This is a genomic window from Nonomuraea sp. NPDC049269 (genome assembly GCF_043197155.1).
Classification (GTDB): domain Bacteria; phylum Actinomycetota; class Actinomycetes; order Streptosporangiales; family Streptosporangiaceae; genus Nonomuraea.
Genome location: NZ_JBICSO010000015.1, coordinates 89,070 through 110,346, shown reverse-complemented (window position 1 = coordinate 110,346; position 21,277 = coordinate 89,070). Strand labels below are relative to the sequence as shown.

At 69.5% G+C, this 21,277-nt stretch carries 19 protein-coding genes; 8 read left to right on the top strand and 11 right to left on the bottom strand.

The features are described from left to right. Positions 1–62: 62 nt before the first annotated feature. Complete coding sequence (locus ACGFNP_RS57480; protein WP_393333130.1) at positions 63–2,087, bottom strand: hypothetical protein; 2,025 nt, start codon at positions 2,085–2,087, stop codon at positions 63–65. 313 nt (positions 2,088–2,400) lie between these two features. Here ACGFNP_RS57480 and ACGFNP_RS57475 point away from each other — a divergent pair, with 313 nt between their 5' ends. The 4 genes from ACGFNP_RS57475 (at position 2,401) to ACGFNP_RS57460 (ending at position 8,093) form a co-directional block, all read left to right on the top strand. Next, positions 2,401–3,852 carry a hypothetical protein gene (locus ACGFNP_RS57475; RefSeq protein ID WP_393333127.1) on the top strand — a complete coding sequence of 484 codons (1,452 nt, stop codon included), beginning with the start codon at positions 2,401–2,403 and terminating at the stop codon, positions 3,850–3,852. Positions 3,853–4,024: 172 nt separating this feature from the next. Next, entirely contained in the window at positions 4,025–5,659 is a 1,635-nt protein-coding gene (locus tag ACGFNP_RS57470; RefSeq protein ID WP_393333124.1) for an LCP family protein, read from the top strand. Between the two features lie 175 nt (positions 5,660–5,834). Next, positions 5,835–7,070, top strand: a complete 1,236-nt coding sequence (locus ACGFNP_RS57465) for an acyltransferase family protein (RefSeq protein ID WP_393333121.1) — start codon at positions 5,835–5,837, stop codon at positions 7,068–7,070. A gap of 57 nt (positions 7,071–7,127) precedes the next feature. After that, the gene (locus ACGFNP_RS57460; protein WP_393333119.1) at positions 7,128–8,093 is read left to right on the top strand and encodes a glycosyltransferase; all 966 of its coding nucleotides are present in this window, start codon (positions 7,128–7,130) and stop codon (positions 8,091–8,093) included. Here the strand turns inward: ACGFNP_RS57460 and ACGFNP_RS57455 are convergent. Continuing rightward, on the bottom strand, positions 8,090–9,025 hold the full coding sequence (locus tag ACGFNP_RS57455; protein WP_393333116.1) for a hypothetical protein: 936 nt from the start codon (positions 9,023–9,025) through the stop codon (positions 8,090–8,092). The genes ACGFNP_RS57460 and ACGFNP_RS57455 overlap by 4 nt on opposite strands. Continuing rightward, the gene (locus ACGFNP_RS57450; protein ID WP_358336085.1) at positions 9,018–9,464 is read right to left on the bottom strand and encodes a sigma-70 family RNA polymerase sigma factor; all 447 of its coding nucleotides are present in this window, start codon (positions 9,462–9,464) and stop codon (positions 9,018–9,020) included. Before ACGFNP_RS57450 ends, ACGFNP_RS57455 begins: the two co-directional genes overlap by 8 nt. 104 nt (positions 9,465–9,568) lie before the next feature. On the opposite strand from ACGFNP_RS57450, the gene ACGFNP_RS57445 reads away from it, so the two are divergent. Then, positions 9,569–10,282, top strand: a complete 714-nt coding sequence (locus tag ACGFNP_RS57445) for an acetoacetate decarboxylase family protein (protein ID WP_358335642.1) — start codon at positions 9,569–9,571, stop codon at positions 10,280–10,282. Here the strand turns inward: ACGFNP_RS57445 and ACGFNP_RS57440 are convergent. From ACGFNP_RS57440 to ACGFNP_RS57410, 7 genes are all read right to left on the bottom strand, one after another. Then, positions 10,279–11,070, bottom strand: a complete 792-nt coding sequence (locus ACGFNP_RS57440) for an ABC transporter ATP-binding protein (RefSeq protein WP_393333112.1) — start codon at positions 11,068–11,070, stop codon at positions 10,279–10,281. The genes ACGFNP_RS57445 and ACGFNP_RS57440 overlap by 4 nt on opposite strands. A 42-nt stretch (positions 11,071–11,112) precedes the next feature. After that, the gene (locus ACGFNP_RS57435; protein ID WP_358336083.1) at positions 11,113–11,997 is read right to left on the bottom strand and encodes a glycosyltransferase; all 885 of its coding nucleotides are present in this window, start codon (positions 11,995–11,997) and stop codon (positions 11,113–11,115) included. Positions 11,998–12,184: 187 nt separating this feature from the next. Then, the gene (locus ACGFNP_RS57430) at positions 12,185–12,952 is read right to left on the bottom strand and encodes a CDP-alcohol phosphatidyltransferase family protein (RefSeq protein ID WP_358335637.1); all 768 of its coding nucleotides are present in this window, start codon (positions 12,950–12,952) and stop codon (positions 12,185–12,187) included. Beyond that, complete coding sequence (locus ACGFNP_RS57425; RefSeq protein WP_358336080.1) at positions 12,930–13,970, bottom strand: iron-containing alcohol dehydrogenase family protein; 1,041 nt, start codon at positions 13,968–13,970, stop codon at positions 12,930–12,932. Before ACGFNP_RS57425 ends, ACGFNP_RS57430 begins: the two co-directional genes overlap by 23 nt. A 28-nt stretch (positions 13,971–13,998) precedes the next feature. Continuing rightward, a complete protein-coding gene (locus ACGFNP_RS57420; RefSeq protein WP_358335634.1) occupies positions 13,999–14,730 on the bottom strand; it encodes a phosphocholine cytidylyltransferase family protein in 732 nt (243 codons plus the stop codon). 78 nt (positions 14,731–14,808) lie between these two features. Then, positions 14,809–15,432 (bottom strand): DUF5941 domain-containing protein, encoded by a 624-nt coding sequence (locus ACGFNP_RS57415; RefSeq protein WP_358335631.1) that lies wholly within the window; start codon positions 15,430–15,432, stop codon positions 14,809–14,811. Next, complete coding sequence (locus ACGFNP_RS57410) at positions 15,429–16,904, bottom strand: CDP-alcohol phosphatidyltransferase family protein (RefSeq protein ID WP_393333107.1); 1,476 nt, start codon at positions 16,902–16,904, stop codon at positions 15,429–15,431. Before ACGFNP_RS57410 ends, ACGFNP_RS57415 begins: the two co-directional genes overlap by 4 nt. 95 nt (positions 16,905–16,999) lie before the next feature. Between ACGFNP_RS57410 and ACGFNP_RS57405 the strand changes: the two genes are divergently transcribed. Next, positions 17,000–18,319 (top strand): SDR family oxidoreductase, encoded by a 1,320-nt coding sequence (locus ACGFNP_RS57405; RefSeq protein ID WP_393333104.1) that lies wholly within the window; start codon positions 17,000–17,002, stop codon positions 18,317–18,319. On the opposite strand, the gene ACGFNP_RS57400 is transcribed toward ACGFNP_RS57405, so the two are convergent. Then, positions 18,320–19,342: a glycosyltransferase family 2 protein gene (locus ACGFNP_RS57400; protein ID WP_358335621.1), complete on the bottom strand. Its 1,023-nt coding sequence runs from the start codon at positions 19,340–19,342 to the stop codon at positions 18,320–18,322. Positions 19,343–19,411: 69 nt separating this feature from the next. Here ACGFNP_RS57400 and ACGFNP_RS57395 point away from each other — a divergent pair, with 69 nt between their 5' ends. Continuing rightward, entirely contained in the window at positions 19,412–20,854 is a 1,443-nt protein-coding gene (locus tag ACGFNP_RS57395) for an LCP family protein (protein ID WP_358335618.1), read from the top strand. Positions 20,855–20,888: 34 nt separating this feature from the next. Next, positions 20,889–21,236, top strand: coding sequence for an STAS domain-containing protein (locus tag ACGFNP_RS57390; protein ID WP_358336077.1), 348 nt, complete (start codon positions 20,889–20,891; stop codon positions 21,234–21,236). Positions 21,237–21,277 lie beyond the last annotated feature (41 nt).

The window sequence follows — 21,277 nt, the reverse complement described above, 5'->3', positions numbered from 1 at the left end:
CACGTGCGTCGAGGGTACTCTGCCCAGCCGGGAGCCGAGTCCACCTGCGGCCGGCGACAGGGTCAGCCCACGGCCATCCACACGTTGATCTGGAGCGACCAGGTGCCGTTCGGCGCGTCGACGAGAGACCGCTCGTCCTGCCGGGTCACCAGGGCCATGACCTGCGTCTTCGGGCCGTAAGCTGCCACCTGCTCCTCCTCGGCGGCCAGCACGACCGGGACGTGGCCGGCGGCGCGGACACGAGCGATCATGCGGCGCACGTCGGCTTCGTCCGCCGTATCCCCGCTCACCGCGCGGACTTGCGCCGCGGGGCGGCCGCACATGCCGCGGACGAGCTGGGTGAACCGGTTGCCCGTCACCCGCTCGACGATCAGCACCGAGGCGTTCGGCGGGATCTTCGCGCACATCGCCTCGACCGCCGCCCGCTCCCCCCGCTCCACCGGGGTGAACGCGATCCCGATCGACGTGATGACCGGGGGCACCAGGATGAGCACGATGCCCGCAGCGGTGATCCAGCTGCCGTACTTGCGCAGGATGGCCTGGTAACGCACCCACTCCAGCCCCCACACCGCCAGCAGGATCAGCCCCGGGATCACCACCGGCACCAGCCGGCGGGCGGCCCACGGCTGGTCGGGGGTGATCTCCGGGCGCAGCAGCGTGGTCACCGTGGTCCAGCCGATGACGGCCAGCGGCAGCAGCCACTCGGCCGGGGAACCGTTCCTGAGCAGCCTCCGCACCAGCACCGCCGCCGCGACCGTGGCGAGGACGATCACGGGGAGGCCGACGTACCAGCTCACCCAGTGCAGGGACAGCTCCGAGTAGAGCCGGGTGCCGTCGACGGGCAGGCCGTTGGCCTTCTGCGTCTGTTTGATGAACTCGGCGGTGCGCACGTCCTCCGGCGTCGTGGCCACCCGTCGCACGGTCTGCAGCCAAGGCCGCACGGCCAGGCCGACCATGACCAGCACGACCAGCACGGCCCCCACATCCGGGAGCCACCGGGGCATCCGGATCCGGGCCAGCCGGGGCGCCGCGAGCGTACCGGCCAGGGTGAGGAGGAGAACGGCGGCGCAGATGAGCAGCAGCGGATTGACCGACCTGGACAGATAGGACAGATACGGTCGCGCCAGCACGTACGCCGCCAGCAGCCCCAACCCGGCACCGACCGCGAGCCCGAGCAGGAGCGGCGGCCCGAGCGCCCCCTTGGGCCTGCCGAGGCGCCGCCAGGCGAGCAGCGACCCGGCGAACGCCAGGACCGGCAGCACGTCACGCAGCCCATCGATCCTGACCAGCACGGCCAGCCCGAACACCAGCCCGGCCAGCGCCCCCGCTCTTCGCTGGATGTCCCCGCGGGAGAGGGCGTCGTGGACCAGGGCCAAGCCGCCGAACAGCAGGATCAGAGAGGGAATCTCGCTGAAGGTGGTCCGTGAGGTGTAGAGGATCGGCAGGCTCACCGCGAAGGCCAGCGCCGCCACCGGCGCCCAGCGCCCGCCGGCGAGCCGGCCCACCACCCCCGCCAGCGTGAGCACGGCCAGCGCCCCGAGCACGGCAGGTGTCAGCAGCAGCCCGCCGAGCCAGTCACCCACGGCGAACAGCAGCGGCGGTCCCGGCATGAACTGCGGCACCACCGACCCGCTGACGTCGTAGAACCCGACGCTCTCGAACATGAGCGCCGGATCGGCCCCGCCGAACGCCTCCGCCTGCGCGGGGATCGGCAGCGAGCCGTGTCCGGCCAGCCAGGTGGCGTACTGGGCGTACGTGGCGGGGTCACGCCTGACGATCAGCTGCTCGCTGTGCATGATCGCGTTGAACACACCGGACCCGACCGCGACCGCGACGACCGCGCCGACCTGCCGCCCGGTCGCCCCTTCGACGACCTTGAGCGGCCGGCGGAGGGCGAACCAGCAGAGCCCCCCGATCACCACCGCCCCGAGCACCAGCGCGGGCACCGGCCGATACCACCCGGCCAGCAGCAGCGGCAGCGCGGCGAGCAGCCAACCGGCCACGACCAGGGCAGGCAACACCGAGACCACGGCGAGCACCCGACCCGCCGACGGCCTACGCGTCCGATCCAGCCAGGCGATTCCCATCGGTGATCGCGAGCGTATCCAAAACACGGCCGCGCCGACGATGCCGCAGCCCCCTCGGCCCGGACGACACGAAGAACCCGAAGGGCCCAGCCCGGACGACGCGCGGACTCCAGAGACCCTCGGCCCGGACGACACGAAGAACCCGAAGGGCCCAGCCCGGACGACGCGCGGACTCCAGAGACCCTCAGCCCAGACGGCGCGAAGAACCCGAAGGACCTCGGCCCGGACGGCGCCTCGGATGGGGGTTACGCAGGATCGCGCGAAACGCGGGTAGCGTACGCGACGTGCCGGTGAAGCGGGAGGGCGCACGGCGGTGAAGCGGGAGGACGCACGGGTGGAGGAGACGACGCTCGTCGGCGAGCCCGAGCCCAGGCCCACACCCAGGCCGGCCCGGGCGGTCTCACTGGCGCGCCGGCACGGCTGGTTCCTGGCGGTCCTGACCCTGGGCACCGCGCTACGGGTCGTCACGATGCTCGGCTACCGCCCGGCCCTGTGGTTCCCCGACTCCTACACCTACGTCGTCACCGTCTTCCACCCCCGCCCCGACCTGGTGCGCCCCGCCGGCTACTCGGCCTTCATGAAGGCGCTCGAACCGTTCCACTCCTTCGGCGCGATCACCGCCGCGCAGCACCTGCTCGGCCTGGCCACCGGCGTGCTGGTCTACTGGTGCGCACGCCGCGCGCCCAGGTGGGTGGCGACGCTGGCCACGGTGCCAGTGCTGCTGGACGCCTACCAGATCGAGCTGGAGCACCTGCTCGTCTCCGACGCGCTCTTCATGTTCCTGGTCGTCGCCGCGATCGCGCTCACCCTGGCCGACCGGCCCGTGGTGATCGCCGTCGGGCTGCTGCTGGCCGCCGCCACGCTCACCAGGACCGTCGGCCAGCCGCTGATCGTGGTCGTGGCGGCCTGGTTCCTGCTGCGCAGGCGGGTGGGGCTCGCCGGGCTCGTGGTGGTGGCCGCGCTGGCGCCGGTCATCGCGTACGGAGGCTGGTTCTACGCCACCTACCACCGCGTCGGCATCGTCGGGGCGAACGGCGTGTTCCTCTACGCCCGCACGATGTCGTTCGCCGACTGCGCGAAGATGGAGCCCCCACCGGACCTCAAGGTGCTCTGCGACCCCCGGCCGCCCGATCGGCGTCCGCCCTCGCAGGAGTACATCTGGGCCAAGGACTCCCCGCTCGTCGCGTTGCCGGACATCACGTTCACCGAGGAGAACGACGAGCTGGCGGGCCGGTTCGCCTCGCTGGCCATCCGTGAGCAGCCGCTCGACTACGCGGCCTCCGTACTCTCGGAGCTGGGCCGTTCGTTCGTCTGGGGCCGCCCGGTCTACCCCGACCACGAGATCTACGACTACTACGAGTTCCCCGCCGTCTCGCCGCAGCCTCCGGGCCGGTACGCCGCGCAGCTCGGCGTCGACCTGGGCAAGCGCTACGAGCAGGGACCGATCGGCACCGAGGTCGTCGAGCCGTACGCCGGCTGGATGCGCGCCTACCAGGACATCGGGCGCCTGCCGGGCACCGTGCTGCTGACCGTCCTGCTCGTCCCGCCCGCCCTGGCGATCAGACGGCGGCTGTCCGGCGGGCGACGGCTCGCGAGCCTGACCGACGAGCCGCCCCCGTGGTTGCTGCCCTGGTCAACGGCGGTGCTCCTGCTGATCATACCGCCGGCCGTGGCCGAGTTCGACTACCGCTACGTCCTGCCGGCCGTGCCCCTGGCGTGCCTGGCCGCGGCCCTGGCCACCCGTGCCGGAGCCCGCACTCCGTAAAGACTTTGACGATGAATATTCCGCTAAATGTCCAGGTCTGAGTATGCTTTTGCGCGGTAACATCACGTCCGGGTCACGGTCGATTCTTTTCGTCATGGCTGCGGGTACGCCGTCCGTGACCTAGTCTCGTGGCGCAGAATGACCGAGCCAACCGGACCAGGCGAGGGGGCGCATGAGTGACCAGTGGGGCGTGTCCGTGCAGGACCGCAGGGTCGCCTCGACACAGCCCGGCAGCCGGATGTCGCGCCGGGCGGCGGCATCTCCTCCTCCCCCGCCCCCCGAAGACCTGCCGCCCCGCGGCCATCGCAGCGGCGGTGGCGGTGGTGGCAACAAGATGCGCGTGCTGGCCTGGATCAGCATCGCGACCACCTCGCTCATGGTCGCCGGCGCGCTGACCGGCTACACGCTCTACCGCGACGCCTTCAGCAACATCAACCAGCGAAGCGTCAACAAGGACATCATCAACCCCCGGCCCCCTGAGACCGGCGCGCTCAACGTGCTGCTGGTCGGCTCCGACACCCGCGCGGGCAAGGGCAACGCGAAGTACGGCCAGGCGGACGCCAGGAAGGCCGACGCGGGCGGCAAGCGCACCGACACGATCATCCTGATGCACATCTCGCCCAACCGGGACCAGGCGCGGCTCATCAGCTTCCCGCGTGACTCGATGGTGCAGATCCCCAAGTGCAAGAACGAGACCACCAAGCAGGAGATGCCGCCGCGCCGCGACATGATCAACTCGGCGTACAGCTCGGGCGGCGTCGCCTGCACGATGTCCACGCTGGAAACCCTCACCGGCATCCGGGTCGACCACTTCGTCGAGGTCGACTTCAGCGGTTTCAAGAACATCGTCGACGCGCTCGACGGCATCGAGATCTGCCTGGCGAACGGCGTGGACGACAAGAACTCCCACCTGAAGCTGCCCGCGGGCAAGAGCCTGCTGAACGGCGAGCAGGCGCTGGGCTACGTCCGGCTGCGCCACTACGGTGACGGCAGCGACATCCAGCGGATCAAGCGCCAGCAGATCTTCCTGAGCAAGGTCGTGCAGAAGGCCACCAGCAGTCAACTGCTCACCGACGTCGGGAAGCTCAGGGCCTTCATCAAGGCCACCGCCAAGTCTGTGACGATGGACCCGGACCTGGCCAACGACACCACCCAGCTCATCGAGATCGCCACGAGCGCGCAGAAGATGACGGCGGGCGGGGTCAAGTTCACCACGATCCCGTGGCAGCCCGACCCGGAGGACAAGAACCGGGTGATCTGGCGGCAGCCCGACGCCAACGATCTGTTCAATGCGATCAAGAGCGACGTCGACCTGCCCGAACCCGCGGCGTCGGCCTCGACCGCCGCCTCGACGCCCAAGATCAACGTCAAGCCGGAGCAGGTCCAGGTCCAGGTGCTCAACGGCACGACGACGCGAGGCAAGGCCAAAGAGGTCGCCGACCTGCTGAGCAAGGAAGGCTTCAAGGTCACGGGCGTGGGCAACTACCTGGCCGCCGACGGCAAGAGCCAGCCGACCACCCAGGTCCGCTACGCCAAGAAGGCCACCGACGGCGCCGCGTACAGCGACGTGCTGGTCAAGGCCATGCAGCCCAAGCCGGCTCCGACGGCGGGCAAGCTCAAGCCGACGACCACCGAGACCTACACCTCTCCGGTGCCGGTGCCCTCGACGACTCCCGCGACGACGAACCCGCCTGTGATCCAGCTGATCATCGGCGAGGACTTCAAGTCGGTCAAGGTCACCAAACTGCCCGACAGCGTCACCAACAGCACGATCTCGGCGGACAAGCAGAAGAACGTCTGCACCTGACCTCCAAGTTCCCTGTGTAACCGGGTGTTCTCGCACCGCGAGTGAGACAGGAGCCTCGTCGCCGGGCTAGTGTGTAGCGGGTCGGCGACGCGGCTCGTCTCACTCGTCAAGGACGCGTGCATGCGGGCTGCCTGTCGCGTTCCCCCGACCCCGAGTGAAGCTGAGCGACTCCGTAGTGTCTGACACCAAGCACTCCCCACCGGTCACGACGCCCCCCGACACGGGTGACGCCGATGAGGCCACCGGCCCCGCGAGCACAGGAGCTCAGTGGCCGCTGCCGGAGGAGGCTTTCTGGAGTGAGAAGACGGATCCGCACGGCGTCGGCCCGGCCAAGACGGACCAGGAGCAGGACAAGGACCAGGACCAGGAGCGACCGGAGCCAGAGCCGGCCCCCGAGCCCCAGCCCGAGGCCCCCAAGCGCAAGCGCGACCCATATCTGGACAACGTCAAGTTCGTCCTGATCGCATTCGTGATCGTCGGCCACTCGTTGGTGCCGACGCTGTCCACCGACTCGGCCAGGTCGCTCTACATCTTCATCTACACCTTCCACATGCCGCTGTTCGTGCTCATCAGCGGCTATCTGTCCAGAAATTTCTGGAACTCCAACGCCAAGACGAACAAGCTGGTCGACACGTTCGTCGTGCCGTACGTGATCGTGGAGGTCGGCTACGCGCTGGTCCGGCTCGGCCTGGGCCAGAAGTGGAGCCTCACGATCATCGATCCCGCGTGGATCAACTGGTACCTGCTGGCGCTGCTGTTCTGGCGACTGTCCACACCCGTGTGGAAGCGGATGAAACACCCGATCCCGGTGGCGATCGCGATCTACCTGTTCGCCGGGTTCTCGCAGATCTCCGGTGACTTCAGCATGGACCGCTTCTTCGGTCTGATGCCGTTCTTCGTCATCGGGCTCGTGATGCAGCCCGAGCACTTCGAGCTGCTCGACCGCCGATGGATCAAGATCGTCTCGGTGTTCGTGGTGCTCGGCGCCGCCGCGGTATCGATCTTCATCGCGCCCAAGGCGCCGCTGAAGCCCTTCTACTACAAGCACAGCTTCCAGGACTTAGATCTGTCCTGGTGGATGGGCCTCGGCGTGCGCACCGGGTTGCTGATCTGCGGGCTGGCCATGTCCTACGCCGTCCTGGCGCTGGTGCCCAGGCGCGAGACCTGGTTCACCGATCTCGGCACCCGCACCCTCTACTGCTACCTGCTCCACGGCATCCCCGTCCTCATCGCCAAGGACCAGGGGTGGCTGGAGCTGCCCTGGCTGCACGGCCCGCTCGGGGTGCTGGCGATCAGTGCGAGCTGCTTCGCCCTGGCGATCGTGCTGTGCCTGCCCGAGACGCGCACGGTGTTCAAGTGGGTGCTCGAACCTCGGCTGACGTGGCTCTACCGCCGCCCGTCAGGAAGTTAAGCGGCAATTCCCCCAGCATTTACGCCATTGACCGGGTAGCGGCGCAGCATCGACCGCATGCGTGTATGCGTAGCCACCACCGTCCACCATCCCGAGGACGCCCGGATCATGCATCGGCAGATCCGGGCGCTGCTCGACGCGGGCCACGAGGTGACCTACGTCGCGCCCTTCACCTATTACAACGTGACACCCGCGATGGGCGTCGCCGCGATCGACGTACCACGCAACGCCGGCTACGGCCGGGCGCGGGCCGCGCTCAAGCGCGGCCTGAAGGGCGCCGACCTGCTGGTGCTGCACGACCACCGCCTGCTGCACACCCTGCCCTTCCACCACCCGCCGATCGTCTGGGACATACGGGAGCAGGTCACCGCCAGGCAGTTGTCCCGGGCCGAGCGGCGTCACCACGTGGTCACCTCCGCCGTGGTGCCGGAAGCCACCCTGGTGTCGGCGGCACCGCCCCCGCCCGGCGACACCAGGGTGGTGCACATCGGGCGGCTCTCCGCCGAGCGCGGCGTCTCCGAGCTCATCGGGCTGGCCGAGCGGCTCGTCCCGCACGGCATCCGGATGGACCTGCTCGGCGCCGCCGACCGTGAGGTCCGGCCACTGCTGCGGGACGCGCAGCGGGTCGGGCTGCTCGACTGGTTCGGGTACGTCCCGAACCGCCACGCCCTGCGGATGGCCGAGGGCGCCCTGGCCGGCCTGTCCCTGTCGGCGGAGACCGGCCCGAGGACGCCGACCAAGATCCTCGACTACATGGGCCGGGGGCTCCCGGTGATCACCACACCGCACGGCTCGATGGTGGAGCGGGTCGGGTGCGGGGTCGTGGTGCCGCTCGACGTGGACGCGCTCGTGAACGCCGTACTCGATCTCAAGGAGGAGCCCGAGCGGCGGGCCGCCCTGGGGGCGCGCGGCCACGCCGAGGCCCGGCTGCGTCATCACTGGCCCGACCACTCGGCGGAGTTCGTGGCCAGGATGGAGAGGTGGGCGGGGGTCCGGGTGCCCGCCCACTCCCTGGCCGTCTAGGGCCGTTCGAGGTCGTAGGTGACGTCCGCCACGCGGACCGTCTGGACCAGCGGGTCTTCGATGATCTTCCGTAGTTCGCCGACCGTGGCCAGCGAGTCCACGTAGGCGTAGGCCAAGCCGTCGTTCGCTGCCTTGCGCAGGCGAGCCAGGCTCAGGTCGAAGTCGTGCAGGTTGTCGTCGTCGTAGTCCTTGAGGATGCCCACCCAGCGGCGGAAGCTCTCGAGGTCCAGCCTGATCGCCTGATCGGGCTCGATCACATGGTCATCTTTGGGCATCGGGGCTCGGTCCCAAGACGTCATCCCGCCCCACGTGATGGGGATCGACCTGGGGCGCCGCTCGTAGACCACCTTCTCGGCGAATGACTTGTACCTGGTGGTGAAGGCGACCAGTTCCTCGGTGGTGAGCGGCTTGGCGAACTCGATCACCGCCAGCGCGTTGAGGCTCTCCGGAAGCCTGGCCAGCACCTTGCGGGTGTCCTTCTTGGGCTGGTTGCCGGTGCTCACGTTGGCGATCGCCGTGCTCAGCGTGGTGTTGGCGGAGTTGCCGAGCGGCAACCTGCCCACGTGGCCGAAGAAGTCCTGGGTGATGATGTGTGCCGCGCCTCCGTAACCTGCGACGAAGCCCCCGTTGGCCCGCATCGGGCTGACCGCCACGGTGAACGACATCGACAGCGGCGTGGTGGCCCCCCAATCCTGGACCTGGATGTCGTAGGCGGGGTTGTAGATCTTGAAGGCGGTGCCGAGCACATCCGTCATGCGCATGTCCCGGTCACCGCGCTGCTGGATCATGCTGGAGCCGACCGTCGCCACCAGGACGAGGACGACCAGCGCCGCCAGCACGGTGATCGCGGTGCGGGTGAGACCCCGCCGGACGGCCCGGCGGGTCGCCTTGGGGTCGAAGTCGGGCATGGGCAGCAGGTCGTCTTCAGTCATGGGGGACTCCATAGATATCGGCGAACGCGGCTCTGGCCCGCCACACGGCGGTCTTGATCGTGGCGTGCTTCTTGCCGGTCATCGCGGCCACCTCGACCATGGAGAAGCCCTCGAAGTAGACCAGGGCGAGCAGCCTGCGGTGCTGCTCGGGCAGCCGGTCCAGGGCGTCGCGCACGGCCAGCGACTCGACGTGCAGCGCGGGCACACCGAGCTCGTCGGGGTCGGGCAGGGCCAGCTCGCGGCGGTGGCGCCGGACGTGGTCGACCAGAACGTTGCGGGCGATGGAGAGCAGCCACGCGGCCGCGTTCTCGCCGCGCCAGCCGAGCAGCGCCCTGGTGGCCTTGACGAAGGTCTCCTGGGCCAGGTCTTCGGCGAGATGGGGGTCGCGGGTGCGGCGTAACAGGAACCCGCACACGAGCGCCCAGTGCTCGCGGTACAGCTCCTCGATGATGATGCCCTCCGCGTTCTTACGAATGTCACAACAGACCAGACGGGATCCGGGCAGGAATGGTCACACGGCTATCCGGTTGATGTACTGGAGTCATGTCTTCGCATCTGATCCAGGGCCGCACCGTGAGCATGCCCGTCCAGGTGAGAGACGCCACGGTCTGCAGCGTCATGTACCCCGTCCGGGCCGACGCCGCCAGGGCGGTGATCGCCTACTCGGGTCTGGACGCGGCCGAGGTGTTCCCCGGTAAGGCGATCTGCGTGCTGGTGTTCGTCGACTACCGCGAGGGAGATCTGGACTCCTACCACGAGTTCGGCGTGGCGTTCCTGGTGCGCCCGCCGGGTGTGGCGCAGTCGGTCGGGCTGGGCGATCTGCGGCGGGCCGGGGTGTTCATCCACTGGCTGCCGGTCGATCAGGGGTTCACCTTGGAGGCGGGCCGCCGCATCTGGGGCTTTCCGAAGGAGCTGGCCGACATCGACCTGCGGCTCGACTCGCCGTACAAGCGCTGCGTCCTGCGCAAGGACGGGCGGCTGGTGCTCGATCTCCTGCTCAAACCGGGCATGCCCGCGCCGGGCGCGGGCGCACTGGTCCCGCTGGACGCCTTCACCCACCGGGAGGGCGTGACGCGCCGCGTCCCGTGGTCGGTGGAGACCCATGGCGTCCGCGTACGGCCCGGCGGCGCGCTGATCCGCCTGGGCAACCACCCGATAGCCAAGGAACTGAGCGAACTGGGCCTGCCGAAGCGCCCCCTACTCACCACCACGGTCGCCCGCGCCACCATGACCTTCGGCGACGCGGCGGCCATCTAGGCCCGCGCGCTCCACCGTCCGTCGATGCGGCTGATCCGCACCGGGTGGTCGAAGCACTTGCTCACCAGGTCGGTGGTCAGCACCTCGTCCACCGGACCCGACGCCATGCACTCCCCCTCCCGCAGCAGCAGCGCGTGAGTGGTGCTGGCGGGCAGCTCTTCCAGATGATGGGTCACCAGTACGGTGGCCAGCGCGGGGTGCTCCTTGCGCAGTTCGTCGAGGCTGCCGAGCAACTGCTCACGGGCGGCCAGGTCCAGCCCGGTGGCGGGCTCGTCGAGCAGCAGCAGCCGCGGCCGCGGCATGAGGGCCCGCGCGATCAGCGCCCGGCCCCGCTCTCCCTGTGACAGGTGGGGCCAGCGCGCCTCGGCCTTTCGGGCCATCCCCATCAGCCCGATCAGCCGCAGGGCCTGCTCCTCCTGCTCCGCGGTGGGCTGCCAGCGAGGGACGAGCTCGATGGTGTTGGTGGCCCCGGTGAGCACCAGTTCCCGGACCCGGAGGCTGGACTCCAAGGAGTGCCGCGGATTGACGTGCCCCAGAAACGAGCGGAGCTCCCGCATGTCGACCCGGCCGAGCCGATGGCCCAGAACCTCCACGATCCCGCGCGTGGGATGCTTCACAGCCCCGAGGAGGTCCAGCAGCGTGCTCTTCCCGGCCCCGTTGGGGCCCAGCAGTGCCCAGTGCTCCCCCGGCGCGACGGTCAGGGAGATCGACCGCAACAGGGAAGTCCCGTCGCGCACGACATCGACCTCGACAGCACGGAGCACAGCCCCACCGGTAACAGGGTCCATCGGGGCAGGCTATCAAGAGTCATCAGATGTCTGAGGACTGGCTCACACGATGGGCGGACGACCCAGTTTCATCATGCGCCAGGCGGTGCGCCAGGCCATCGGACGGCGCTCGCCGGCCGGTGTCCGCAGTCCTTCGAAGAACCCGGTGAACCACGCCTTGATCGCCACCCCGGACCGGCGCTCCCGGATGAGCGTCAGCACCACCCAGTCGAGCAGATAGAGGACCGCCAGCGGCCACGGCAGGTTGCGCCGCGCCAGCCACACCCGGTTGCGGGCGTTCAGCCGGTAGAACTCGGCGTGCCGCGTCGGCGGGACCTGCGGGTGGTACATGACCGTCTCGGCGTCGTACTCGATCCGGTAGCCCTCGCCCAACAGCCGCCACGCGAGGTCGGTCTCCTCGTGAGCGTAGAAGAACCGCTCCGGAAGGCCGCCCACCTGGAGGAAGGCCGAGCGGCGGATCGCCGAGGCGCCGCCGAGAAAGGTGGTGACGGGCGAGGAGCGTTCCGGGTCGCCCGCGCGCAGGCGCGGCACGTGGCGCCGCTGGCCGATGCCGCCGTCGGGGTCCATCACCCGGAAGGAGATGACCGCGAGGTCGGGCTCGGTGGCGAAGCGGTCGCGGACGTGGGACACGACCTTCTGGTTGGCGTACCAGCCGTCGTCGTCGAGGAACAGCACGACATCACCGGAGCACTCCTCGACGCCGCGATTGCGGCCGGCCGGGATGCCGGTGTTGCGTTCGAGCCGGACCGTCTTCACGGTCGCGGACGAGCCCACGGGTGGCGTCGCCGACACCTCGGGCACATCGGCACCGTTGCCGACGATCACCACTTCGACGTCGCCGTCGATCTGGTTGAGCGCGGACTCGACCGCCCGGGTCAGCTCCGCGACCCGGTTGCCCATGGTGAGGATGACGCACGAGATCTTCAACGGGTCATCGTCCTGACGCGTCGAGAACACGGGCGGAGCATTCTTTCATGATCACCGAGTCTGCTGGTATGCATATTTCCTGATATTGGTGGAGCTAAGCGTATCGGAACCGTGCGTGAACCCCCACCGAACGGCGGACGTCCGATCAATACGACGAGCGGGAGGGCCCGCCGGTTCCGATGTGCGTTCACGCAAGCCGCCTCGATGCCAGGATGCTGACCAGATGAAGGACGGTCTGCAGCGCGGCGGCCGCGAAGCAGACGACCAGGAGCACGCGCGAGGCCAGCAGATCGCCGGTGACGGCGTCGATGACAGCGGCCACGACCGTGAGCAGCGACAGCTCGATCGGCTGCACGATCCGGTGGAACTTCGTCGCCCCCACCACTTTCCTGGCCAGCCCCAGCAGCCCGGATCGGAACTGCCCCACGGACGCCTCGGTGGCGGACGGCAGGCCCCCCTTGGCCCTGGCCACGTCCACGAGGTCGGTCTCGACCTTGATGAGGATCGCGCCGAGCGCGGCGGCGACGCCCAGCACGGTGTACCAGTCGGGCAGGACGGCCGACGCCCGCCAGCCCAGCCCGATGAGCACCGCGGCCTCGGTGAAGTAGGCGCCGACACGGTCCAGGTAGATGCCGACCAGCGACGTCTGCCCGGTCCAGCGGGCCAGCTCGCCGTCGGAGCAGTCCAGCAGCAGGTAGACCTGTACGAGCAGGGCGGCGGCCACGGCGGCCCACAGCCCCGGCAGGGCCAGCACGACGCCGGCCAGGATCCCCGCCACCGTCATCACCCAGGTGAGCTGGTTGGGCGTGACGGACGTCTTGGTCATCAACCAGGTGACGTAGATGGACAGCCGGCGCATGTAGAGCACGCCCGCCCAGTGCTCGCCGTTCCTGCGCTCAAGGTGTCCGGCGGGCTGGGCCACCCGCCGGATGTCAGCTACCGAAGGCCCGGACATAGTCCCCCACCCGATCGCGTACCTCGGACTCCGGCATGCGCAGGTGCTCCAGGATCGTGTAACGGCCGGGTCGGGTGGCCGGCGCCAGCACGACGGCCTCGGCGAACTGCTCGCCGGTCAAGCCGATGTCGGCCGGGACGACGGGCAGCTCGTGCTGTCGCAGGCAGTCGGTGACCTGCTTGAGCCGGGCGGCGTCCTCCCTGAGGAAGAAGCAGAAAGCGGCACCGATCCCGGCGAGCTCGCCGTGATTGGAGGTGCCGGGGAAGAGCTGATCCACGGCATGAAGGATCTCATGGTCTCCACCGCTCGCGGGCCGAGACGACCCGGCAATCACCATTGACATGCCGGACATGATCAGCGATTCAGCCAGAATGGTGAGGAAGGCATCCGACTCGATGGAGTCGACCCGGCCGATCAGCGCCTCGGCCGCGATGCGGGCCATCGAGCAGGCCAGCCCGTCGATGGGCTCGCCGCGCTCCACGTTACCGAGCTGCCAGTCCTCGATGGCCGACAGGTTGCTGACCACGTCGCCGACTCCCGACCGGACGAGCGACTCGGGAGCGCTGTGCACGAAGTCGAGGTCGACCAGGACCGCCAGCGGCATCGGCACGCCGAACGTGCCCTTGCCACCGTCGTACACCAGCGAGGCCGTGGGCGAGCAGATGCCGTCGTGGGAGAGGTTCGTGGCCACGGCGACCATCGGAATGCCCGCCAGCGAGGCGGCGTACTTGGTCGCGTCGATGGTCCGGCCGCCGCCGACGCCGACGACCACCTCGTAGGCACCCTTACGCAGGTCGGCGCCGAGCGAGACGGCCGCGTCGACCGAGCCGTCGGCGACCCTGAACACCTCGGCCTCGTCGAGCGTGGGCGCGATCAGGCCCTCGATGTGGTCGCCCTGGCCGGGACCCACGGCCACGGCCACCCGGCCGGAGGTCGCCACCCGGGTGTCGGCCAGCAGCGCGCCGAGCTCCGCGACCGCGCCGCGCCTGACCATGATGGCCAGTGGCGCGGGCAGCATCCGCGCTAGAAGCGGCATACCCGCCTCCTCAGTAACGAACGGCTATGGTGCGAGCCTTGGCCAGGTCGTCGTGGTTGTCCACCTCGACCCAGTCGACCTCCCCGATAGGCGCGACGTGGATGCGCTCGCCGCGCGCGACCATCTCCTGGTAGCCGTCCTCGTAGTAGAGCTGCGGATCGCGCTCGAAGGTGGCCCGCAGCGCGTCGGCCAGGCGCTCGGCGGCGCCGGGGCGGATGAGCGTGGCGCCGATGTACTCGCCGTAGGCGGTGGCCGGGTCCATCAGCTTGGTGATCCGCTTCAGGTCGGCGCCGTCGAGGGTGACCTTCATCTCCTCGTCGGCCAGCCGCTTCACGTTGTCGACCGCGAGCAGGATGTCGCTGGTCTCGGGGGCCGACAGCAGCGTCTTCTCGATCGAGACGGGGTGCACGGTGTCGCCGTTGACCAGCAGCGCGCCCTGCGCGAAGTAGTCGCGCGCGCACCACAGGGAGTAGGCGTTGTTCCACTCCTCGGCCTTGTCGTTGTGCACGAGAGTGAGCTTGACGCCGTGCCGCTTCTCCAGCGCGTCCTTTCGCTCATGTACGGCCTGCGCCGCGTAACCGACGACGACCACGACCTCGCGCAGGTCCACCTCGGCGAGGTTGCGCAGGGAGATGTCCATGATCGTGGTCTCACCGTCGACCGGCACCAGTGCCTTCGGCAGCGTGTCGGTGTACGGTCGCAGGCGTCGTCCGGCTCCAGCGGCCAGCACCATTCCCAGCAACGTCCACTCCTCTGTCGGGCATGACTACTTAGGACCCAAAGGTTAGTTGCCTTTAGGCCCTCCCCGGGTAATCGGCCGTTAGTCTCGCGTTTCCGTCTCGGCCGCGGCCACCCTGGAGGGGGCCGTGGCGAGCCAGCAGGTGAGGCTCTCCCACCCGAACAGGACCCACAGATACAGGGCGAGCAGCACGAAGGCGCCGGTGACGAAGCCCACGACCGCCGCCAGTGAGACCACGATCATCCGCCCGTCCCAGCCCAGCCCGAACGTGCTCAGCCACGGCGGCGGATAGACGCGCTGGCGCAGCCGGTAGATCAGGTCGTAGTGATGGAAGGCCAGCGCGCCGAGCAGTGCGAAGATCAGCACCGGCGGCACGTCGTGGGCGAACCCGATGGCCGCGATGAAGGTGTACTCGATCAACCGCAGGACCGGCGGCACCAGCCAGTCGAGCCGGCCGTCATGCGGATGGGAGCTGCCCGGCCCGGCCAGCAGCAGCGTCACGGCGGGCGCGAAGACCGCCAGCCCGTCGGACCCGGCCACCCCGATCAGCAGCAGCACGCCGGTCACGAACGCCCCGGCGATCAGCGGCGGCAGCGGCGGGAGCTGCCCCGACACGAGCGCTCCCATGCCGCGTGACAGCGGCCCGTCGTCGCGGTAGGCCACGACGGTGCTGCTCGGCACGGGTGTCATCTGGACCGAGTTCATCGCGCCGACCTCGCGATCCGGCCGGCGAGCAGGTAGAGGGCCGCCACCCCGCCCCAGCCGAGCAGCGCGATGAACGTGACCCGGGCGTTGTACACGCCGGCGGTGATCGCGATCAGCGCCATTCGCTCCCCAATCGGCAACACGATCATCTTCTTCAGCCACCACAGCACCTTTTCGCGCTCCATGCGCCGCGCCAGGCGGAGCACCCCCTGCGGTGGTACGCCGTAGCGCCCGCCGTCGGCCGACTCGTGAAGCGGAGTCGCCGGCTTGCCCCCCGGGACGCCGATACGGCCCGCGTCCTTGGCCGCGGCCCCGAAGGCGTAGTTGATCGAATGCCGAACCGTCTGGAGGATCATCGCGGCGACGGCGAGATACCAGATGCCGTCGGGCCCGCCCTCGCTCAACGGCAGCCCGGCGGCGTAGCCGAAGGCCAGCCCCACGTAGACGACGTACTCCTTCAGCCGGTCGGCCATGGAGTCGATCCAGGCGCCGAGCGGCGAGAAGGTGCGGGTGTAGCGGGCCAGCTGGCCGTCGAGGCAGTCGAGGCAGAACGACAGGTAGAGCAGCGCGGCCCCGGCGAGCTGCGCCGGGCGGTTGCCCGCCGCGAACCAGATCGACGACAGCACGGCCAGGCCGATCGAGATGCCGGTGACGGCGTTGGGCGTGAGCTTCATCGCGGCAGCGGGCCGGATGAGATAGCGCGTCCAGGACGAGACGAAGTAGGTGCTGAAGAAGCCGTCGCTCGACTTGACCGCGGTGTCCAGGCGTACGCGGGACTCGTCGACGTCGGCGAGCCTGCCCAGCGCGTTGTCGGCCGAGACCTGGCCGGTCACCCGGTCGCAGTGGAGCGGCCCGATCGACGCGGAGCGGACCGCCACACCCGACCTGACCAGGCCCACCAGCAGCAGATCGACCGCCTCGACGGTGGTGACGGGGCCGAGCTTGCCCATCTCGGCGAGCTCGGCCAGCTCCTCGGCGACGTCGGCCAGCGCGGTCAGGTCGGTCTCGCGCGCCTGGAGCACGCCGCGGAAGGTGGCGTTGGCCTCGGGGACGAGGTGGAAGGAGCTGCCGGCCGCGACGACCTTGCCGCTCTCCACCCGTACGGGCGGCCGCATCGGCGCGGCGGTGGCGTCGTAGGAGACCAGGGCGCTCGTGTCGCGCGCGGGATGCTCCAGGAGCAGCGCGAGCGCGTCGGTGTGGGCGACGAGGTCGGCGGGCAGCACGACCACCGGGCCCGGCGCGACGCGCGCGATCTTGGCGATGCCGCGCAGATCGGCGCTCAGCCCGCCGAGCCCGTCACTCGGGGACACCACCTGGACGTCGAGGACGGACAGCTCGGCGAGCTGGCCGTTGAGCCGGTCGAGCAGCGTGCCGTCGGCGCAGGAGAGCCTGCAGGCCGGTGTCGTGGCGAGCAGCACCACCGAGGTCGTGCTCTCGCGGGTGAGTGAAACAGGCTTCAATGAATCGGTCACAGCGCAGGACTCCTCCCGTTCGCGAGGGAGAGCGTGGACACAGCGTAGCGACAGGGCAACGCGATATCACGGAACCGGACCGTTACCCTCGCCGTATGGAATCACGGCTGCGCTCCGTAGGGGTCGTCCTGGCAGGGGGTGTGGGCCGGCGAGTCGGGCTCGACACGCCGAAGCAGCTCATCAAGATCGCCGGCCGGACGATTTTGGAGCACACTCTGGCCCTGTTCAACGGCTCACCCGAGGTCGACGAGATCGTGGTGCTGATGGCCCCGGGCTTCACCGGCACGGTCAGGGAGATCGTGGAGAAGGGCGGTTTCGACAAGGTCAGCCAGATCGTCGAGGGTGGCGCCAGCCGTACGGAGAGCACGTGGCGCGCGCTCAAGGCACTGGGCCCGCAGGAGTGCAACGTGCTCCTGCACGACGCTGTACGGCCCCTCCTGGAGCCCCGGATCATCACGGAGTGTGTCAGGGCCCTGCGGACGTATTCGGCCGTCGAGGTGGCGATCCCGAGCTCTGACACCATCCTGGTGGCCGCTCCCGGACCGGGTGGCGACATCATCCATGACATTCCCGACAGATCATGGCTGCGGCGCGCCCAGACACCGCAGTGCTTCCGCCTGTCGCTGATCCGCGAGGCGTACGAGCGGGCCTTCGCCGACCCCGACTTCGATCAGCGGCCGGCCACCGACGACTGCGGCGTGCTGCTGCGCTATCTGCCCGACGTCCCGATCTACATCGTGCCGGGCAGCGAGCGGAACATGAAGATCACGCACCCGGTCGACGTGTACATCGCCGACAAGCTCCTCCATCTCGCCGGCGCCGGCGCGCCCCGCCCGAACGCGCGGGACTACCGCGAGGCACTCGACGGCCGGACCATGGTGGTCTTCGACGGCGGCGCCGACCTGGTCGAGCTCGCCACCGGCCACGGCGCCCGCGTGCACTCCTTCTCGCGCGCCCAGAACGGGGTGCGGGTGGAGGACTACGACTCGGTGGTCAAGGCGCTGGCGCAGGTGGGCCGGATCGACTACGTGGTCAGCGCCGCGGGCGCGCCACACGTGGGCAGGCTCGCCGAGGTCACCCACGAGACCATCGCCGAGACCGTGGCCGTCGACTACCTGGGCCCCGTCAACGTGGCCCGCGCCGCCTACCCGCACCTGCGCGAGAGCGCGGGCCACCTGCTGTTCCGTACCAGAGGCCGGGCCGACCACAGCCTCAACTCCTCGACGAATGCCGCCGTCGCCGACCTCACGCGGACGCTGGCCGAGGAGTGGGCCGACGACGGCATCCGGGTCAACTGCGTCACCCCCGAGCGCGAACCCGTGCTCGGTGAGGAGCCCGGGCGCGCGGTCGCCCAGGCCTCACTCGACGTCCTCATCTCCGATCTGACCGGGCAGGTGATGGACGTAGGTGTTTGATCAGGTTCGGCGTGGGGGTCGAGCGAGTCTGCGCGGGCTCGTGAGGAACCCCCAGCCCCAGGACATGTGCATCGCGGCGTACACGATCGGCAGCCTGGTCTTGGCCGATGCCGGCAGTCCGCTGCCCGTCAGCGCCGACCCGGCCACGATGGCGAGGGCGTAGCCGCCGGGCACGATCAGCGCGAGCGGGAAGAACGGCGAGACGAGCAGGCCGAGCAGAATCCCCAGCACCGCAGCGGGCGGCGCCAGGTAGCGCAGGTTGATCGTGCCTTCGTGAGTGCGCGAGACCACCCGGCGCCAGCGCCCGTAGTGGAAGTACTGTCTGGCCAGCGCCTTCACGTTGGGACGCGGACGATAGGAGACCCGCATGCGCGGCTGGAACCAGACCAGTCCGCCGGTCTGGCGGATCCGGTGGTTCATCTCCCAGTCCTGGGCCCGCTGGAAGTGCTCGTCATAACCGCCGACCCGGTCGAGCGCGGCGCGCCTGAACACCCCCAGATAGACGGTGTCGGCGGGACCCGCCGTGCCGCCCACGTGGAAGGCGGCCGCGCCCACACCGATCTTGGAGGTCATCGCGCACGCGACGGCCTTCTCGAACGGCGTGATGCCCTCGGCCGCCATGACGCCGCCGACGTTGTCGGCGCCGGTCTCCCTCAGCGTCTCCACGGCGACGCGCAGATAGTCGTCGGGCAGCATGGCGTGCCCGTCGACCCTGGCGATGATGCCGTTGCGGGAGGCGGCGATGGCGGCGTTGAGCGCGTTGGGCGTGCGGCCCGTGGGGTTGGGCACCACGGTCACTCGCCGATCGGCCGCCGCGATGGCGTCGGCGACCTCTTGGGTACGGTCATGTGAGGGCCCCACGGCGAGAACGACTTCGATCTCACCTGGGTAGCTCTGGGCGAGGACCATGTCTACGGCCTCGCGTAGATGCCGCTCCTCGTTGAGGACCGGCATGACGACGGAGATGGGCGGCCAGCCGTGCGTCTCCGCTGGCGCGTGCGGCGAGTCGGGGAACTGCTTCATGGCGGGGCTCACGCTACTGTACGAGCAGGGGAACACGGCAATCCCGCGGTGGCACGAGGGGAGCAGGGCATGCGCGACCCGGGCGGGGAGGACGCTGGGGTGCACGTGGGCGGTGACGCGTACGGCGGCGTCAGGCTCGTCGGCGGGCGGACGCGCAGGCCACTCAAGAGCGCCAAACGCCGGCGCCGGCACCTGATCCTCTCGGGAGTGCTGTCCGTGGGCGTCCTGGCCGGCACCGGCGTGGTCTGGGCGGCGCCGAAGCGGATCGGCACGATCGACGCGGGCGTCACCGAAGCGGCCCCCCGCGGCGCCATGAACATCCTGCTCGTCGGCGTCGACAAGCGCGACGACCTCACCCGCAAGCAGCAGAACGAGCTCAAGCTGGGCCGCGAGGCCGGCCAGCGCACCGACACCATGATGGTGATCCACCTGTCGGAGGACCACACCAAGGTCACGGTCGTGAGCCTGCCCCGCGACACCTGGCTGACCATCCCCGGCAAGGGCGATCACAAGATCAACTCTGCGTACCAGTTCGGCGGCCCCAAGCTCGCCCGCCAGACCGTCGAGCAGGCCACCGGGCTGCAGATCAACCGCTACATCGAGGTCAACGTCCTCGGCTTCATCAACGTCGTCGACTCCCTCGGCGGCGTCACCGTCTGCACGCCCGTGCCGATCAACGACCCCAAGTCCGGGCTCAACCTCACGGCCGGCACCCACGAGCTGAAGGGCGCCCAGGCGCTCGGCTACGCCCGCACCCGCGCCACCGCCCGCTCCGACCTCGACCGGATCGGCCGGCAGCAGCAGGTCATCTCGGCGCTGCTGAACCGCGCGCTCAGCGCCGACACGCTGGCCAACCCGGCCCGGCTCACCTCGTTCGTCAACTCCACGCTGAGCACGATCAAGGTCGATCCGGACGACGACCTGATCGGCCTGGCCACCCAGCTCAGAGACGTCTCGCTGGACAACGTGAAGTTCGCCGACGTGCCGCTGTCCAACGTCGACTTCAAGGCGCCGACCGGCGAGTCCGCGGTGCTCTGGGACAAGCAGGCGGCCCGCGACATGTTCGCCAAGATCAAGGCCGACCAGGACCTGGCCAAGCCGAGCCCCAAGCCCAGCTCGTCCACGTCGGCCTCCGCCAAGCCGACCATCCCGCCGGAGCGGATCTCGCTCAAGGTGAGCAACGGCACGCTCATCACCGGTCTCGGCGCGCGCACCAAGACCGCGCTGGTCGCCGCCGGGTTCCACGTGCCGGGCACGCCGGGCAACACCAAGAAGAAGGACTACAAGAAGACGGTCGTCCGTTACGGTCCCGGCCGCGAAGACTCGGCCCGCACGGTCGCCGCCGCCATTCCCGGGGCCGAGCTCCGCCAGAGCGACGCCGACGGCATCGAGGTCATCGTCGGCAGCGACCAGCCGAAGATCGGTAAAGTGAAGACCGCGACCACGCCAAGCGCTCAGCCCACCGTGACCCCCACAACCAAAACGGCGACCCAGAACATCTGTAAAAAATAGGCATATCTCTCTGCCGTTCGGGCACGTGACAGCCATGGTGGTCAGGTCGTGGCGAGAGGAACCGCTCACCGTATTGCACGCCGTCGGAGACCTCGACGTGGCAGGCGCTCCACGCCTCCAGGCCGCGCTCGATCAGGTGCTGGCCTCCGTGGATCCGCCGAGACTCGTGCTGGACCTCACCGACGTGCCCTTCTGCGACTCCGTGGGGCTGGGCGTGCTGGTGTCCACCCTCAACCACGTGCAGCGCGCGCACGGCAGATTCATCCTGGTCCTCGTGCCCGGCATGATCAGCCATCTGCTGACGATCACGAACCTCGACCGGCACTTCGAGACGAGTCCGTCGCTGCCGGCCGCACGGACGGCCCTCGGGACAGCGGCCTGAGAGGTGTGCTAAACGATGTCCATGACATCGGTGGCGCGTCT